Source organism: Rhizobium leguminosarum (assembly GCF_004123835.1).
Classification (GTDB): domain Bacteria; phylum Pseudomonadota; class Alphaproteobacteria; order Rhizobiales; family Rhizobiaceae; genus Rhizobium; species Rhizobium leguminosarum_M.
The window spans coordinates 258222-275470 of record NZ_MZMU01000010.1 but is presented as its reverse complement, the minus strand read 5'-3'; the positions used below and the strand labels follow the sequence as shown (position 1 = coordinate 275470).

The window sequence follows — 17249 nt, the reverse complement described above, 5'->3', positions numbered from 1 at the left end:
TTCAGGCGACCGGGCGGATATCCGTCCTGGAAAAATCATTGCCTTTGAAAAGAAGGGGCTCGTGACGAGCGACAGCGAGCGCATAGGAAAAACAATCGCCGAAATTCAAGGCGGCGGGATGGCGGCCTTTGCCGTAACGTCGCCAGGCATGCCGTGCAGTCTCGGCGAGTCCGGCACCGACGGGAACAATCTCGGCATCGATTCTGTCGAGAAACAAATCAAGTTCATGGCCACCCGTCTCGCCATATCGCGTTTCAATAACCATGGAAGCCTCGAAGACCGCGGCGGCGGACACCAACCGCACCGGATCGCCGGCAATTCTATCGAGGAATTCCGCAGCCTCCGGCTCCCTGAACAGAACGGCAAGGATCGCGGAGGTATCGATCACCATCAGGTCGGCAATCCATTCTCGTCATAGCCGAGAATGTCGTCGGCGCTGCGATTGTCGAGGATCGGCAGCGCCTGGATCCGGTTCTGGATTGCCTCGACGTCGCGCAGCAGTTCCTCCTTGCGTGGACGACTGCTGACCCGCCGCAAACGCTCCTCAAGCGCGCGCCGGGTCGCCATTGTAATGTTTTCACCAGTCTTTTCCGCAAGCTCGCGGGCGAGCTTTTCGGTAACAGGATCTTTGATGTTGAGAGCCATGAGGATACCTAGATACCTAGTCGGTACATTCGTACCTAATCCGGCTCTCTCTTTCAATTCAAACCCGTGTGCTGAGATAATCCATGCTGGCGCGAAGCGCACCGGCCGGGTCCTTGACCGCATGAACTTCCGCTGCGAAGGGCTCGAAGGAGAACGGGCCGGCATAGCCCGCCTGCAGTAATGCCTTGATCTGCCCGGCATTATCGAGCCGGTCGTCGCCGTCCACGAGCACGCGATGGGAATCGCGCATATCGGCAACGGAAACGGAAGGATCGCTGACGCCGGAGATGTGCACGAGGCCGGCCAGCTCAGGGAAGGTCGCCGCTTCGCCGGCAAGGTGATGGTGGAAGGTGTCGTGGACAAGCCTGAAGGTCGATTCCGCGCCGAGCTCCCTGATTGCCTCGGCCGCCTCGGTCTTCGAGCGCAGCGAGCAGATCTCGAAACCGAGCGGCTCGACGAGACCGATAATGCCGGCTTTCTCGAGCATCGGCTTCAGCGCGGCCAGAGACTGGCGCAGATTGACCTGCCGTTCGCCATCGGCGCAGCCGGTGCCGTCGTTCTTCGGCACGAGCACGAGCGCCTTGGCGCCCGACGCGCTGGCATAATCGATCAGTTCCTGCGCTTCGGCCGCCCTTGTCGCGTTCCACTCGTTGAAGCGCTGCAGGGCATTGATCGAGATGATCGTTAGCCCATGGCGGGCGGCAGCCTCCTTGATCGCTTCGGGCTTGGTGCCGTCAAGGATGGCATTGCCGGAAAGGTCGTTGCGGATCTCGACGGCATCGATGCCGAGCGATCTGGCCAGTGCGAAAAAGTCGTCGATGGCGAGCGACGGTGCGGCCATGTGGTTGAGCGCAAAACGGATCGACGTCATGATTGATATCTCCTCCTGATCTCCGCGTCACGGCGGAGCAGTCCTCGTGAATGGGTCAGCGAATTTCTATCGGAATTAACGTCGCAATCCATCCGTCATTGCCGGCGCTCGCTTTCATTGCTGAGAGAATTTCCAACGAAATGATGGAATTCCATCATTGTTTAGATGTTCTCAGAAATATGAATATCGAAAGGCAGGAAGAGCTGCCCGGGAACCGCCGTTTCGCCGTTTTCGATGGCGCTGGTCATCAGCACCATCAGCTCCTTGCAGAGGGCGGGCAGGGGGGTCCCGATCGCCATGGCGACGATATCGTCGGCAAGACCGGCTTTGCTGTCGGGAGTCAACTCGTTGACCACGAGCACGATCTTGCCGCCGACGCCTTCTTCGCGGAACGCCGAGATCGCCCCCTCCATGCCACCGCCGCAGACATAGAGGCCGACGAGATCGGAATGTTTCTGCAGCAGCGTCAACGTCGCCTCATGGGTGATTTCGGCAGTCTCGAGATTGATCAGCGTGTCGACGACATCGAACTCCGGCGCATTCTCGCGAAAATAGGAGCGGAAGCCGATTTCCCGCAGCTCATGGCCGTGAAAGCGGTGGCTGCCGACGAAACAGGCGACCTTGCCGGGCTTCTTCGCCGTGCGCGCGATCGTCCAGGCGGCGGTGCGCCCGACCTTGCGGTTGTTGACGCCGACATAGGCGTCGCGCACGCCGGTGGCGAGATCGGAGAGCAGCGAAAACACCGGAATGCCGCGCTCCTTCAGCTCTTCGACCGCCGTCGTCACCGCCGGATAATCCGGGCCGACCAGAGCAACGGCCTGGTTGCGGGCGCCGAGCGTCTTGATCTTTTCGACGATCGCAGCCGGTGTCGCGGCTGACGGAAAGTCGATCTGCGTCTGGATGCGCGCCGTCGTCAGCGCCCGCGCTGCGGTTTCGATCTCACGCACGAAGCTCTGATAGAAAGGCTGCATCGGCTTCTGCAGCAGGAAGGCGAGCTTGTATTGCGGCAGATCCTCGAAGACGCGCTGCTTGATCAGGCCGACAGCGTGATAGCCGATCGACTGTGCCGCATCATAGACCCGCCGCGCCGTTTCCTCGCGCACGCGGTGGCGAGCGTTGAGAACGCGATCGACGGTGGCGACGCTGACGCCGGAGGCGCGGGCGAGATCGGATATGGTGGGACGGCGCATCGGCGTTCCTGATGGATTCAATCATGAATGCAAGCCATTCATGACGTATTTTGATAGATTATATCAAACCTGCATTGAGCGCTTTTCAAAGTCAACCTATTCTCCCAGGCAAGGGCACGGGAGGCGGATAATGGCGACCCAGACAAAGCAGCGTGACTACGACCTTCTCGGCGAAAGCGGCCGCACCGCCGTCGAGACGGGGCTCGCGGCAGCCGAATGGTATCACACCGATATTCCGCGCAAGGAGATGAAGGCGCTGATGCAGCGCTCCGATGCGCCGGCGATCCGCGACACGGTCATCTGGCTTGGCAGCATGGTGGTCCTCGCAGGGCTCGGCATTTATTTCTGGGGCTCGTGGATCGCGCTGCCCTTCTTCCTCGCCTATGGCGTGCTCTACGGCTCGGCCTCCGACAGCCGCTGGCACGAATGCGGTCACGGTACCGCCTTCAAGACGCGCTGGATGAACGATGTCGTCTACCAGATTGCCTGCTTCATGATCATGCGCAATCCGGTGACCTGGCGCTGGAGCCATGCGCGCCATCACACCGATACGGTGATCGTCGGTCGCGATCCAGAGATCGCCGTCATGCGGCCGCCCGATCTCTTCCGGCTGGTGCTTAATTTCTTCGGCATCCTCGACGCCTGGCATGCGGTCGTCGACATGCTGCGCAATGCCTTCGGCGGCGTCAGCGCGGCGGAAAAAACTTTCATCCCCGAGATGGAGCAGCCAAAGGCAATCCGCATCGCCCGCATCTGGCTGGCGATCTATCTGGCGACGATCGCCGCCGCGATCGCCATGGGTTCGATCCTGCCGCTGATACTGATCGGCCTGCCGCGCCTCTATGGCGCCTGGCACCATGTGCTGACCGGTCTGCTGCAGCATGGCGGCCTTGCAGACAATGTGACCGACCACAGGCTGAACAGCCGCACGGTCTATATGAATCCGATCAGCCGCTTCATCTACTGGAACATGAACTACCACGTCGAACATCACATGTTTCCGATGGTGCCTTACCACGCGCTGCCCCAGTTGCACGCGATGATCAAGCACGACCTGCCGGCGCCGAACCCATCGATCTGGTCCGGCTATCGCGAGATGATCCCGGCCTTCCTGCGCCAGCTGCGCAACGAGGATTATTTCCTGAAGCGCGAACTGCCGGCGACCGCGCGGCCCTATCGCGAGGAATTCCACAACGAGCTGGCCCCGGCGGCGCAATAAAGACAATCGAGGGAGGACAAGATGAGCGGAAATTGGATCCAGGTCTGCGACAAGGATGAGATCGACGAGGAGGATGTCATCCGCTTCGATCACGAAGGGCGCACCTTCGCGGTCTATCGCAGCCCGGACGACGAATTCTTCGCGACCGACGGGCTCTGCACACATGAACATATCCATCTCGCCGACGGGCTTGTCATGGATGAGATCATCGAATGTCCGAAGCATAACGGCCGCTTCAACTACAAGACGGGCGAAGCCAAGGGCGCGCCGGTCTGCGTCAATCTCAAGACCTATCCGGTCAAAATCGAAGACGGCGCCGTCTTCATCTCGCTCTGAGGGAGGCCGGCATGGTTCATTACGTCATCCTGGGCGCGGGCGAATGCGGTGCGCGCGCCGCCTTCGCCTTACGGGAAAAGGGCTTTGCCGGCGAGATAACGCTGGTTGGCGCCGAGCCGCTTCCGCCCTATGAACGGCCGCCGCTTTCGAAGGCCGGCTCCACCGATGCAAGCGATCCGAAATTTATCGCCGCGGCGGAAAAATACGTCGAAAACGGTATCCGGTTGCTGACCGGCGTAGAGGCAAGGGATTTCAATACCGCATCCAGGATCGTCACCCTTTCGGACGGTACGGCGCTTTCCTACGACAAGCTTCTGCTTGCGACGGGTGCGGCCCCGCGTTCTTTCCCCGGCGCGCCGGAGGGCAGCCGGCATATTCGTTCGCTGAGGACCCATCACGATGCGGCGGCGCTGCGGGATGCAATGAAGCCGGGACGGCATATCGCCATCATCGGCGGCGGGTTCATCGGATTGGAACTTGCGGCAACGGCGCGGCTGCTCGGTGCCGACGTCACCGTCATCGAGGGGCTGGAACGCGTGCTGAAGCGTGGCGTGCCGGAGGAGATCGCCGATCTGCTCACGGAGCGCCACCGCGCAGAAGGCGTCGATATCCGCTGCGGCGTGTCTATCGAGACGCTGACTGCGGAAAACGGCAAAGCCCTGATCAGATTGTCGACCGGCGAGGTGATCAAAGCCGATCTCGTCCTCGTCGGCATTGGTGCACGGCCGAATGTCGAGATCGCCGAAAGAGCGGGCCTCACCATCGACAATGGCATTGCCGTCGACACCCATCTCCGGACCTCCGCACCTGATGTTTTCGCGGCCGGCGATTGCTGCTCCTTTCCGCTGTCGATCTATGGCGGCCGGCGGGTGCGGCTCGAATCCTGGCGCAATGCCCAGGAGCAGGGCACATTGGCCGCGGCCAACATGCTCGGCCTCGACGAAGCCGTATCGGCCGTGCCGTGGTTCTGGTCGGATCAATACGACATGACGCTGCAGATATCAGGCCTTGCCGAAGGGGCTGCCACGCATCAGCGCCGCGAGCTCGGCGCAGGCGCTTTCATTCTCTTCCATCTCGACGCCAGCGGACGATTGATCGCTGCTAGCGGCATCGGACCAGGCAATGCGGTAGCGCGCGATATCAGGCTCGCCGAAATGCTGATCGCAGCACGCGCCTATCCGAACCCGGCAGCACTCGCAGCCAGCGACATCAAGCTGAAATCACTGTTGGCCGCCTGAGCCGCCCGATATTTTCAAAGGAATTGATGATGAAAAAACATAGACGCGCAACCGTCGCCGATCTGCTTTCGGAAAAGGGCAAGCGCCAGCTCACCATGCTGCGCGTCACCTCGCTGGAGGAGGCGGAAGCCGCCGAAAAGGCGGGGATCGACATGGTCTCCGTGCCGCCCTCGCTGCTCGGGCCGGTCTTTCGCGAGATCGCCCCCACGCCCTTTGCCATTCCGGGGCTCGAATATGGCGACCATGTTTCGGCCGAGGACTATCTGCGTGCCGCCTTCGCGGCATTGAAGGCGGGCGGCGATGCGGTCTATTGCGCCGCAAGCCTGCAGACGATCCGGCGCATGCGCGACGAGGGCATCCCGGTCTGTGGCCATCTCGGACTGATCCCTTCGAAGGCGACCTGGACCGGCGGCTTCCGCGCCGTCGGCAAGACGGCGGCGAGTGCGGCCGAGATCTGGCGGCAGACCAAGGCGCTGGAAGAGGCCGGCGCCTTCGCCGCCGAAATCGAAGTCGTGCCGGGGGATATCGCTGCCGCCATCAGCAGCAACACCTCGATGCTGATGATCTCCATGGGTGCCGGCAGCGGCTGCGACGCCCAATATCTCTTCGCTGACGACGTGCTCGGCGCCAATCGCGACCACTATCCCCGCCATGCCAAGATCTATCGTGACTTTGCCGCCGAACACGACCGGCTGCAGCGCGAGCGCATCGCCGCCTTCACCGAATTTGCCGAGGATGTCAGGACCGGCACCTATCCGGAAAAGCGCCATCTCGTCGGTATCGACGCCGCGGAACTGGAAATCTTCCTGCAGCGGCTAAAAAGCGAGACGGGCAATAGCTGAGGGCAAACGAGTTCTATTGCCTCGATGATGTGGGAAGCGCCGTAAAGGCGCTTCCTCTCCATTGGCTTCCGTCCCGGCCTGTGTCAGGAATTATCCGTTCGATTCATTCGGAACGGAGTATTCGGTCCCCTGTGACGATCGGCTTTGCGCATGCGGAATTGATTGCGGTGCTCGTCGCGGTGACGGGGGACGAGCCGCGCGTGATGACCATCCGCTCCGGCAATGCGCTGCCGTCGGGGCCTTTCGAAATGGGTCATCGCACCCTGCAATCTGGCCTGCGCGAATGGGTGCAGGAGCAGACGGAACATCCCGTCGGCTATCTCGAACAGCTCTATACCTTCGCCGACCGCGACCGGAACAACGACATCCCAGGCGGGCGGACGATCTCGATCAGCTATCTCGGCCTCGTCAACGAGCAGTCGGGCGCCGGCCGGCCGGGATGGCACGGTTGGTACGAATATTTCCCCTGGGAAGACCACCGGCAGGGCCGGCCAGCCGTGCTTGGCGAGATCATGGCGCGTCTGAGGAGCTGGGCCGATGCCGATCCGGGAAGACGCGACCATCGCCATCGCCGCGCGGATTTCACCTTCGGCCTCGACGGCGGCGGCTGGAACGAGGATCTGGCGCTGCAGCGCTATGAACTGCTTTACGAGGCGGGGCTCGTCTCGGAAGCCGGATGCGGGGCGGAGGCCAATCTCGGCCGCGCGATGTTTGCCGATCACCGCCGCATTCTCGCAACCGGAATCGCCCGGCTGCGCGCCAAGATCAAATACCGCCCCGTCGTCTTCGAGCTGATGCCGGAGAGCTTCACCCTGCTGAGGCTCCAGCGCACCATCGAGGCCTTGGCGGGGCTGACGCTGCACAAGCAGAACTTCCGCCGCCTCATCGAACAGCAGGAATTGGTCGAGGAAACCGGCGGCACCGAAAGCGAAACCGGCGGCCGGCCGGCCAAGCTTTTCCGCTTTCGCCACACCGTGCTCGAAGAACGGGCGCTGGCAGGAACGAAATTACCGCTCTCCCGCAATTGACATATGCTCACCGTGAGAATATCTCTTTGGCTATGATATGCTCAAAGAGAGCATAATTAGGAGCCGGTCATGAATTATCCTGTTTCCGCATCCTCGCTCTACGAGCGCGTCAGCCGTGTCATTCCCAAAGCGGAATGGATGATGTTCGAAAATGACGTCGACGCGATCCTCGAGCTCAAGCGCCGCCGCAACGCCGTCATTCTCGCGCACAACTATCAGACACCGGAGATCTTCCACGGCGTGGCCGATATTGTCGGCGACAGCCTGGCGCTCGCCCGCAAGGCGATCGAGGTCGATGCCGATGTCATCGTGCTTGCCGGCGTGCATTTCATGGCCGAGACCGCAAAGCTGCTGAACCCCGGGAAAACAGTATTGATCCCGGATCTCGGCGCCGGCTGTTCGCTGGCGGATTCGATCACGCCCGAGGATATCGCCCTGCTGCGCCAGGCCCATCCCGGCGTGCCCATCGTCACCTATGTCAATACCTCGGCCGCGGTGAAGGCTGCCTCCGACATCTGCTGCACCTCGGGCAATGCCAAGCAGGTGGTAGAATCGCTCGGCGTGCCGAAGGTGCTGATGATCCCGGACGAATATCTGGCGCGTAACGTCGCCCGCGAGACTGATGTCGAGATCATCGCCTGGCATGGCCATTGCGAGGTGCATGAACTCTTCACCGCCGAGGACGTGCGCCAGCTGCGCGAAAACCATCCCGGCGTAACCGTGCTCGCCCATCCCGAATGCCCGCCAGAGGTGGTGGCCGAAGCCGATTTCGCCGGCTCCACCGCTGTCATGTCGGATTATGTCGGCAGGCAGAAGCCGGCGCGCGTCGTGCTGCTCACCGAATGCTCGATGAGCGACAATGTCGCCGTGCACCATCCCGATGTCGAGTTCATTCGCCCCTGCAATCTCTGCCCGCATATGAAGCGGATCACGCTGGCCAACATCCGCGCCGCCCTCGAGGAAAACCGCCACGAAGTGACGGTCGATCCGGCAATTGCCGTGGCTGCGCGCCGCGCCGTCGAGAGGATGCTGGCGATATGACCGAGCTTCTCGACCATCTTGCCGGACGCACGGTGATCGTCGGCAGCGGCCTTGCCGGGCTGATGACCGCGCTGACCCTGGCGCCGGAACCCTGCGTCATCGTCACCCGCGCCGCACTCGGCGCGGAGACGTCGAGTGCCTGGGCACAAGGCGGCATCGCCGCCAGCGTCGGCGCCGACGATAGCGCGGCGCTGCATCTTGCCGATACGCTTGCCGCTGGCGACTGCCTCTGCGATCCGACGATCGCCGCCGGCATCATTGCCGAAGCACCAGTTGCAATCGCCGCGCTGGAGCAGGCCGGTGTCCGTTTCGACCGGAATGCTGCGGGCGAACTTTCGCTCGGGCTGGAGGCCGCTCACAGCCGCCGCCGTATCGTCCATGCCGAAGGCGACGGCTCGGGTGCGGCGATCATCGCCGCGCTGATTAAGGCGGTGATGAAAACGCCGGCTATATCAGTGCTCGAAGGCTTCGAGGCGCGGCGGATTCTGATGGATGGCGAGCAAGTCACCGGTCTGCTCTGCGCGACCGAAAATGGAGCCGCCATTCTGCCGACTTCAAGGGTGGTGCTCGCCACCGGCGGCATCGGCGGGCTTTACGACGCGACCACCAATCCGATGGGCAATTTCGGCCAGGGGATCGCGCTCGCAGCAAGGGCCGGTGCAGCGCTCGCCGATATGGAATTTGTCCAGTTCCATCCGACCGCGCTCGATTCACGCCGCAGGCCGCTGGCGCTCGTCAGCGAGGCGGTGCGCGGCGAGGGGGCCTTGCTCATCAACGAACGAGGCGAACGGTTCATGGCCCGCATACCAGGGGCCGAGCTTGCACCGCGCGACGTGGTGGCGCGGGCGATCAGCGCCGAAATCGCCCGTGGCGGACGAGTCTTTCTCGATGCCCGGGATGCTCTCGGCAGCCGCTTTGCCACGCGCTTTCCTGTCATCTCGAGCCTTTGTGGCGAGGCCGGCATCGATCCGGCGAAAGACCTCATTCCGGTGCGACCCGCCGTTCACTATCACATGGGCGGCGTGGCCACGGATGCAAATGGCCGCAGTTCGGTTCCCGGTCTCTGGGTCGCCGGAGAGGCGGCCTCGACCGGCCTGCACGGCGCAAACCGGCTTGCCAGCAATTCGCTGCTGGAAGCGGCTGTCATGGGCGTGCGGGCGGCGCGCGACATTTCAGGCATGCCGGCGAGTGGTACCGGCACCATCTCCGCCGGGAGACTGCCGGCGCCGGCCGATGCATCGCTCGTCCGGCCGATCGTTTCGCGCCATCTCGGCGTGCTGCGCAATGCCGGCGCCATTCAGGGGGCGATCGCCGCACTGCTGCCGCTTGCCGAAGGCAACGGCCCGGCCGCCGATCCGGCCATCGTCGCGCTGCTGATCGCCGTCTTTGCCAGCCTGCGCATCGAATCGCGCGGCGCCCATGCCCGCACCGATTTTCCGCTGAAGCTCGCCAACGCCAACCGGCGCCAGATGCACCTTTCCGACGTTCTGGAGATCGCCCGCGCGACCCCGCCCTATGCCCTTGCAAGGAGTGCCTGAGATGAGCCTCGTTGCCCTTCCGCGCCTGATCGTCGAGCCGCTGGTGCGGGCTGCGCTTCTCGAAGATCTCGGTCTTGCCGGCGATATCACCTCGGCATCGGTCATCCCCCGGGATCACCGCTCGACGGTGGTGATGGCTGCGCGTCAGCCGGGCGTGATCGCCGGCCTCGATGCCGCCGAACTCGCTTTCGCTCTCGTCGATCCCGAGATCGTCATGCGCCGCCATCTCCAGGATGGCGACGCGGTAAAGCCTGGCGACGTGATCGCCACCATCGAAGGCCCGTCGCGCGGCCTGCTGAGTGCCGAGCGCACCGCGCTGAATTTCCTCGGTCACCTCTCTGGCATCGCCACAGTGACGGCAGGGATCGCCTCCGCCATCAGGGGCACCAAGGCTTCCGTCGCCTGCACGCGCAAAACGACGCCGGGGCTCAGGGCGCTGGAGAAATATGCCGTGCGGGCCGGCGGCGGTATGAATCACCGCTTCGCGCTTTATGACGCCGTGCTGATCAAGGATAATCATGTCGCCATCGCCGGTGGCGTCGCTGAAGCGATCCGCCGGGCGCGGGCCGGCGTCGGCCATATGGTGAAGATCGAGGTCGAAGTGGACACCCTCGATCAGCTGCATGAGGCGATGGAGCCCGGCGTCGACGCCGTTCTACTCGACAATATGACGCCGGATCAGCTGCGCGAGGCCGTCGCTATCGTCGCCGGCCGAGCCATCACCGAGGCATCCGGCCGGGTCACGCCGATAACGGCTGCCGCAATCGCTGCTTCCGGTGTCGACCTCATTTCCGTCGGCTGGCTGACGCACAGCGCGCCGGTGCTGGATATCGGGCTCGATTTCGTCGAAGCCGAGACCGCGACGGAAACAAGCCCGAAACGGATTGCACAGGTGCTGTGATCTATTTCACGGCGGAAATAACCTGCCGCCACAACACGCAAACCGCATCCTCACGAAAGTGTTGGCAAAGCATTGCCTCTCCGTGTGGCGCGAGAATATGCAAATATTCGATGAAACTTCTTCTTTTTAAAGCAAAGCCGCTATGCGCCGGCCTCTTATGGCTCTAACATGGTTTGGACTGGCCGGTGCGCTTGTGCGCCTTGGCTTTCAGGGGTGAGAACCGAGATGCGACGGACATCCGGCAGATGCTGACGAACAGGCTGTGCCTGCTCGGAAGACCGCGATTGCTGGCGGCGGGGAGGGAACTCCCCTTGCCGGAGAAGTCTTATTTTCTCCTCGCCATGCTCGCCGCCGAACCCAATTTCGAACTCGACCGCGAAACCGTCAGGCGACAGCTCTGGCAATCGGAACTGCCGGAAAAACGGGCCGGCAGCCTGCGCCAACTGCTGGCGCGCATCGAACAGAGCGTTCCCGCCGGCCTTCCACAGCTGCTTGCCCCGACCCGAACCCATATCGGCCTTGCCGATGGCTGGGAGGTCGATGTTCATATCCTGAAACAGAAAGGGCCACTCGCACCCGAAGACGGCGGCCTGCTGAACGGCGAATTGCTCGAAGGCGTCAAATCGCCGACGCAGGGCGCCGAGGACTGGCTGACCTTTGAGCGCCAGCGTGTCGACGACTTGCGCTCCGCTCATCTCACCCGGCTGGTCGAGACATCGGAAGACAGATCTGATGAAGAGCAGGTCACGCTTGCCAGGCGCCTGCTGGAACTCGACCCTGCCAGCGAGACGGCCTACCGCGCCTTGATGCGCACCTATGTCAGGATGAACGATCCGGCAGCGGCGCGTCAGGCCTATCTGAAGTGCAAGAGCCAGCTGAAGGACGACTTCGACACCGAGCCGGAAGAAAGCACAACCGCTCTTGCCCGCGAACTTAACCTGGTGCCGGCAGCACAGGCAACGTCGGGACATTCTCAGTCGGCGCTTAACCTTTCCGTCAGTCCGCTTGGCCAGCCGCGTATCATCATCCTGCCGCCGGAAAGCATTTTCACCGATCCGCTGATGGAGCGCGTCGGCAGGGCGCTTCTCGAAGACGTCACCATCGGTCTCAGCCAGCAGCGCGGCTTCAAGGTGATCGCGGCGCATACCAGCCTGGAGATCCTCAGCCGTTCGATCGATCCGTCGCGTGCCGTGCCCGGTCCGCTCGACCTCAGCTTCGACTACGCGGTCTACGTCACCATCCAGGGCCGCGACGAGGATGTCTTTGCGACTTGCCGGCTGACGCGGACGACGACATCGGAGGTGATCTGGGCCATCGAACTTCCGCTGGTCATGCAGAAGATCAGCGAATCCTTCGCGCATCTGACGCGGCGGATCGTTTCCTCGCTCGCCGACACGATCGAGCGTCACGAACTGGCGATGCCGATCGGCGACGCGCCGCCGTCCGCCTACCGCCTCTACCTGGAAGGCAAGCGGCTGATCGCCCATACCGATCTGCAGCATCTGCGCCAGGCGCGCAAATGGTTCAAATCCTCGCTCAATCGTTATGAGCATTTCTCTGCCGCCCATGCCGGCATGTCGCGCGCGCTCGGCATGGAATGGCTGATCCGCGGCATGCGGGACAAGGAACTGCTCGACGAGGCGAACGGCGCTGCCCGGCAGGCGCAGCAGTCCGACCCGAACAGCGGCCGGGCCTATCGCGAGCTCGGCTTTGTGGCGCTTTATCGGCGCCGCTTCGACGAAAGCCTGGAATATTTTCAGCAAGCCCAGGATCTCAATCCCAACGATGCCGACATCCTCGCCGACTATGCCGACGCGCTTTCCCATGATGGCGATTTCGATCGAGCGCTGGAGCTCAGCCGCGCTGCCTTCAAACTCAATCCGCTGCCGCCGGACTATTATTACTGGAACCTCGGCGGCATCCACTTCATGCGCGAAGAGTATGAAATGGCGATCGAGGCGCTGGAACCGGTGAAGACGAAGCAGGCGACGGCCCGCCTGCTCGCTGCCTCGCATGCCATGGCAGGCGACACAGGCAAGGCCAGGAACTACGCTAGGGTGGTGCTGGAAAACTTCCCCGATTTCCGCAGTGAGGACATCCGTCATTTCGTCCCCGATCGCGATCCCGCCTATACGGAACCGCTGATACAGGGCCTGCATCTTGCCGGCCTTCCCTGATGCACCGCCTTTTAATGAAGCCTGTAACGCTTAAATGACGCAGGCAATGTTTCTTTCCGATGGTTAACGGCAGCAAGGCGCTGCCTGACCAATCGGAGATGAAATATGAAGACGAATGCTGAAACCACCACAGCTCAGACACAGTCGCTGCGCTTCTCTGCAGCCGCCAAGGCAGCCATGAAGCAGGACGAGCTCAGCGTTTCCACCAATGCGCTCGAGAGCCTGACGCATGCGCTGAGGTTCCGCTAAGGAACAGATCGGCATGTCCGCTTTCACCGACCTTGAAACGCTTGCCGGTGACCTTAAACGATCATCGGCCGGTGTCAGCGATTATCATGACCGCGCCGTCACGCCGGCTCAAACGCTTGCAGCCATCAGGCCGCATTTGCGCGAATTCGGCATTACGCGCGTCGGTCTGTTGACGGCACTCGACGTCTTGAATATCCCCGTCGCCTTTGCAACGAGGCCGAACAGCCATACGCTCTCGGTCTTTCAGGGCAAGGGTATCGACAACGATGCCGCCATGGCCTCGGCGGCGATGGAGGCGGTCGAGACGCGGATCGCCGAAATTGCCCCCGCCGACCTGACGCAGGCGACGGTCGAGAGCATGCGGGCGGAGCGTGCCGCCATGATCGATCTCGACAATGTCGCACGCTGCGCGCCCGACGAGATCGGCAGCAGTCCTATTCCGTGGTGCTCCGGGCTCGACATTCTTTCCGGCAGCAGCGTCTTCGTGCCCTGGTGGCTCGTCGGTCTCGATCATCGCGGCGAGAGGCCGCCGGGCTTCGAGCAGTCGAGCGATGGGCTTGCCTCCGGCAACACACCGTCCGAAGCGGTCCTGCATGGGCTTTGCGAGCTGGTGGAGCGCGACGCCTGGGCCTTGACCCAGCTGAAATCGCCCGAGCGCCTGAAGGAGAGCCGCATCGACCCCGCCTCCTTCGGCGATGCGGTCATCGACGTCATGACCGACCGGATCACCCGCGCCGGCATGAAACTGCTGCTGCTCGACATGACGACGGATATCGGCGTTCCCGCTTTTCTGGCCGTCATCATGCCAGGCAATCTTTCCGACCGTGTCGACGCGCGCTGGTCGCATGTCTGCGGTGGCTGCGGCTGCCACCCCGATCCCGTGCGCGCCGCGCTGCGCGCCATCACCGAAGCGGCGCAGAGCCGGCTGACCGCGATTGCCGGCAGCCGCGACGATTTCTCGCCGCGCATCTATCAGCGGCTCGACAGGAGTGCGGCAATGCAGCAGGTGGTCGAACTCTGCGAGGGCGACGGCCGGATGCGCTCGTTCCAGGCCCGCGATCGCCGCCCGGCGACGATCCAGGACACCATCGACCATATTGCCGACCGGCTGGCGGCGAGCGGCATCGAACAGATCGTCGTCGTGCCGTTCCCGCATCGGGCCCTGCCGGTCTTCGTCGTCAGGGTGATCGTGCCGGGACTGGAGGTCGATATTTCAGGCCAATACATCCAGCTCGGCCTGCGTGCGGTCAACACCATCAGAGGAGCCGAATCATGAAGGTGCTGTTCGTCGGCCCGAGCCTTGGCAGCGATCTTGCCGCAGCAAGAGCCATGTCTCCCTGCATCGATTTCCGGCCGCCGGCCGCCGCCGGCGACATCTTGAAGGCCGTTCAGGACGGCGCCACCGCGATCGGCCTCGTCGACGGCTATTTCGGCGACCTGCCTTCGGTCTGGCACAAGGAAATACTTTACGCACTCGAACACGATGTCGCCGTTGCCGGCGGGGCCAGCATGGGGGCGTTGCGAGCAGCCGAATGCGCCCCCTTCGGCATGGTCGGGCTCGGCTCGATCTTCGAAGATTATGAGTCCGGACGGCTGCTCGACGATGAGGCCGTCGCGCTGGTGCATGCGCCGCAGGAGCTCGGCTGGCTGCCGCTTTCCGTTCCCTGGGTCGATTTCGAGCCGACGATCGATGCGCTTTACGCCAGCGGCGAGATTTCGCCCGGCGAGCGCAAGAAACTGCTGCTTGCCGGCCGTTTCCTGCACTTTTCCGAGCGCACCTATGCGAAGGTGGCCGACGAGTGCCATTTCCGCAAGCCGCGCCGCGACCACATCCTCGCCGCCATTCGCAAGAACCGCGTCGAGCGCAAACGCAACGACGCGCGACTGGTGCTGGAATGGCTGCGCCGGGACAAATTCCTCCCCGTCAACCGTGACTGGCGCTTTGCCGCGACCTCACATTGGGAGCTCTTGCACGCCGAAGTCACGCGCAATGCGGTTCCTGTAACGCTTGAATAACGGTCGCGGCGGAATGATGCAGCAGTGATGGAATCGTAGGGTTCCACGACCAAAGAGGCGGGAACGATGTTTGATCAATACAACGAGGGTACCGGCAGCGAATACGCAAGGATCTTCCGGCTGCTGTCGGCAGCCAAGGAGGAGGCTGAAAAGCTTCAGCTGCGCAATCTGATGCACCTGACGAACATGGCGCTGCTGCAGGTCGTCATCGATTGGGACGGCATAGATCCCGACAGGGAGCTTGACGTCAATCTCGAGAAGCTGCTCGGCAGCAAAGCCAAGATCGCAATGAAGGATGCCAGCGAGAATCTAATCCTGATCGATCGCCATTGACCTCATGCGGTCCGTTCGGATCACGTGAAGGACAACCGGTCTATTCGGCCGCTTCAGTATCCAACTGTTCGGTGTTGGCAATCGCCTGGACGAGCTTCAGGATCTTTTTACGAAGCGCTTCGTTCTTGATCGAAAAGAACGCCGCATTGAGAAGGACGCCTTCGCGCGAAATAACGAATTCCTCGCTCGGAGCGGGGTTGTCGTTGGCATTATCAGGGGTCGACAGGTCGTCGAAAAACGTCCGGACATCGACCTTCAGCGCGCCGGCGATTTCGACCAGCATGCTGGCGGAAACGCGGTTGGAGCCCTTTTCGTATTTCTGGATCTGCTGGAACGTTACGCCCACACGATCGCCCAGTTCCGTTTGAGAAACTTTCCTCAACAGACGCTGGATGCGGATCGTCTTTCCGACGTGAACATCGACGGAATGCGGTTCTTCTTTCATCTCATTTCCCTTCTGAAGGCAGCGGACAAGGGGTTATTCGCCATATCCGTGTCAACAACTTTTAGCCGAGATAAATAAGGCTAGCAATTGGTTGCATGTAGATAGAGTTAAGCCCGAAAATCGGGCCATTTTTGTCTCGGAATGGTACAAAAAGCATGCCGGATTGGCACGTCCAGGAGACCGGTCGCTTGATTTTGTGACGTCAGAGCGACCAGAGGCGCTGTGCATTGGCGAAAAGCAACTTCGAGCGCTCTGTCTCGCTCACGCCGGAAAGCATGGCATGGGTCGCCGCAACCCAGGTAGAGAGGCCGCCACCGAGCGTGCAGACCGGCCAGTCGCTGCCCCAGACGACGCGGTCCCAGCCGAAACTTGCGATCACATGTTCGATATAGGGCTGCAGCGTTTGCGCCGTCCATGTCTTCGCATCGGTATAGGCGACGACGCCGGAGACCTTGCAGACGACGTTCGGCCGCCGGGCAATCTCCGATATGCCGGCCTTCCATAGCTGGAAGGCATCCGAGCGGATATCCGGCACTCCGCAATGGTCGAGCACGAATTGCACATCAGGCGCAAGATCGGCGAGGGCGGTCACACGGCTCGCCTGATGCGGCAAGGTGCAAAGGTCGAAAGTCAGGCCGCTGCCGCCGATGCGCCTGATGTTTTCGCGGAACAGGGTACCTTCGGAGACATCATCAGGCACGACATGCAGCACGCGGCGGAACCCCTTGACGAAGGGATCGGCCTTTTGCCGCTCGAGATAAGCGGCAAAGCCTTCCTCTTCCGGCCGGCAGGAGACGATGGCGCCTGCAATCAGACTGCCTTCCTTTTTGGCGATCCTGGCGACGTGATCGGTCTCGGCCTGCATCGCGGTGGGATCGACGTCGACCTCCATATGCAGCACCGTGGTGATGCCGCAGCGCCCGGCCTCTGTCGCATAGGTCTCGTAGAGGAAATCATGATCGAGATCAGGCGCGCCGGAGAGCCAGGGATAGGGCAGCGCCGACCGATCGATGATATGCAGATGGGTGTCGATGAACACGCTCTTCTCCTCCAAGAGTAGGCTTCCCGCAAAGCTATCCCTGGTGAATGGTTTGTTCAAATAGAAATTCTCGGGGTCAGCGTTTGCTGTGTGAGAGGTAAGCGGGGAACGGAGAGGCCGCGGCGTGTCCTCTTCTCCCCT

General features: G+C 62.2%; 19 protein-coding genes. 13 read left to right on the top strand and 6 right to left on the bottom strand.

The genetic code is table 11. The annotated features are described in order from the left end of the window. Position 1: 1 nt before the first annotated feature. The 4 genes from B5P46_RS14745 to B5P46_RS14730 all read right to left on the bottom strand — a co-directional run bounded on the left by B5P46_RS14745 (position 2) and on the right by B5P46_RS14730 (position 2706). The gene (locus tag B5P46_RS14745; RefSeq protein ID WP_129419303.1) at positions 2-391 is read right to left on the bottom strand and encodes a type II toxin-antitoxin system VapC family toxin; all 390 of its coding nucleotides are present in this window, start codon (positions 389-391) and stop codon (positions 2-4) included. After that, positions 391-645 (bottom strand): type II toxin-antitoxin system VapB family antitoxin, encoded by a 255-nt coding sequence (locus B5P46_RS14740; protein WP_129419302.1) that lies wholly within the window; start codon positions 643-645, stop codon positions 391-393. The genes B5P46_RS14745 and B5P46_RS14740 overlap by 1 nt, the downstream gene beginning before the upstream one ends. A gap of 58 nt (positions 646-703) precedes the next feature. Then, complete coding sequence (locus B5P46_RS14735; protein WP_129419301.1) at positions 704-1516, bottom strand: TIM barrel protein; 813 nt, start codon at positions 1514-1516, stop codon at positions 704-706. 161 nt (positions 1517-1677) lie between these two features. Further along, a complete protein-coding gene (locus B5P46_RS14730; protein ID WP_129419300.1) occupies positions 1678-2706 on the bottom strand; it encodes a LacI family DNA-binding transcriptional regulator in 1029 nt (342 codons plus the stop codon). 130 nt (positions 2707-2836) lie between these two features. Between B5P46_RS14730 and B5P46_RS14725 the strand changes: the two genes are divergently transcribed. The 13 genes from B5P46_RS14725 to B5P46_RS14670 all read left to right on the top strand — a co-directional run bounded on the left by B5P46_RS14725 (position 2837) and on the right by B5P46_RS14670 (position 15624). Beyond that, positions 2837-3925: a fatty acid desaturase family protein gene (locus B5P46_RS14725; RefSeq protein WP_129419299.1), complete on the top strand. Its 1089-nt coding sequence runs from the start codon at positions 2837-2839 to the stop codon at positions 3923-3925. Between the two features lie 21 nt (positions 3926-3946). Next, complete coding sequence (locus B5P46_RS14720; RefSeq protein ID WP_129419298.1) at positions 3947-4261, top strand: MocE family 2Fe-2S type ferredoxin; 315 nt, start codon at positions 3947-3949, stop codon at positions 4259-4261. 11 nt (positions 4262-4272) lie between these two features. Further along, positions 4273-5499 carry an NAD(P)/FAD-dependent oxidoreductase gene (locus B5P46_RS14715; RefSeq protein WP_129419297.1) on the top strand — a complete coding sequence of 409 codons (1227 nt, stop codon included), beginning with the start codon at positions 4273-4275 and terminating at the stop codon, positions 5497-5499. Positions 5500-5525: 26 nt separating this feature from the next. After that, the gene (locus B5P46_RS14710) at positions 5526-6341 is read left to right on the top strand and encodes a 3-methyl-2-oxobutanoate hydroxymethyltransferase (protein WP_206735354.1); all 816 of its coding nucleotides are present in this window, start codon (positions 5526-5528) and stop codon (positions 6339-6341) included. Positions 6342-6370: 29 nt separating this feature from the next. Further along, the gene (locus B5P46_RS14705) at positions 6371-7369 is read left to right on the top strand and encodes an NUDIX hydrolase (RefSeq protein ID WP_206735353.1); all 999 of its coding nucleotides are present in this window, start codon (positions 6371-6373) and stop codon (positions 7367-7369) included. 69 nt (positions 7370-7438) lie between these two features. Continuing rightward, a complete protein-coding gene (nadA, locus tag B5P46_RS14700; RefSeq protein WP_129419295.1) occupies positions 7439-8410 on the top strand; it encodes a quinolinate synthase NadA in 972 nt (323 codons plus the stop codon). Then, positions 8407-9948: an L-aspartate oxidase gene (locus B5P46_RS14695; RefSeq protein WP_129419294.1), complete on the top strand. Its 1542-nt coding sequence runs from the start codon at positions 8407-8409 to the stop codon at positions 9946-9948. Before nadA ends, B5P46_RS14695 begins: the two co-directional genes overlap by 4 nt. Further along, a complete protein-coding gene (gene nadC / locus B5P46_RS14690) occupies positions 9926-10849 on the top strand; it encodes a carboxylating nicotinate-nucleotide diphosphorylase (RefSeq protein ID WP_206735352.1) in 924 nt (307 codons plus the stop codon). The genes B5P46_RS14695 and nadC overlap by 23 nt, the downstream gene beginning before the upstream one ends. Before the next feature lie 185 nt (positions 10850-11034). Beyond that, positions 11035-13026 (top strand): BTAD domain-containing putative transcriptional regulator, encoded by a 1992-nt coding sequence (locus B5P46_RS14685; protein ID WP_206735351.1) that lies wholly within the window; start codon positions 11035-11037, stop codon positions 13024-13026. A gap of 105 nt (positions 13027-13131) precedes the next feature. Then, positions 13132-13275, top strand: a complete 144-nt coding sequence (locus B5P46_RS34430) for a hypothetical protein (protein WP_164986492.1) — start codon at positions 13132-13134, stop codon at positions 13273-13275. A gap of 13 nt (positions 13276-13288) precedes the next feature. Continuing rightward, positions 13289-14551, top strand: a complete 1263-nt coding sequence (locus B5P46_RS14680) for a YcaO-like family protein (protein WP_129419291.1) — start codon at positions 13289-13291, stop codon at positions 14549-14551. Next, complete coding sequence (locus B5P46_RS14675) at positions 14548-15291, top strand: TfuA-like protein (protein ID WP_129419290.1); 744 nt, start codon at positions 14548-14550, stop codon at positions 15289-15291. The genes B5P46_RS14680 and B5P46_RS14675 overlap by 4 nt, the downstream gene beginning before the upstream one ends. Before the next feature lie 66 nt (positions 15292-15357). Continuing rightward, a complete protein-coding gene (locus B5P46_RS14670; protein WP_129419289.1) occupies positions 15358-15624 on the top strand; it encodes a hypothetical protein in 267 nt (88 codons plus the stop codon). Between the two features lie 40 nt (positions 15625-15664). Here the strand turns inward: B5P46_RS14670 and B5P46_RS14665 are convergent, their stop codons facing one another. Both B5P46_RS14665 and B5P46_RS14660 read right to left on the bottom strand, forming a co-directional pair. Further along, complete coding sequence (locus B5P46_RS14665) at positions 15665-16069, bottom strand: helix-turn-helix domain-containing protein (protein WP_012763606.1); 405 nt, start codon at positions 16067-16069, stop codon at positions 15665-15667. 202 nt (positions 16070-16271) lie between these two features. Further along, entirely contained in the window at positions 16272-17108 is an 837-nt protein-coding gene (locus B5P46_RS14660; RefSeq protein WP_129419288.1) for an amidohydrolase family protein, read from the bottom strand. Positions 17109-17249: the final 141 nt, after the last annotated feature.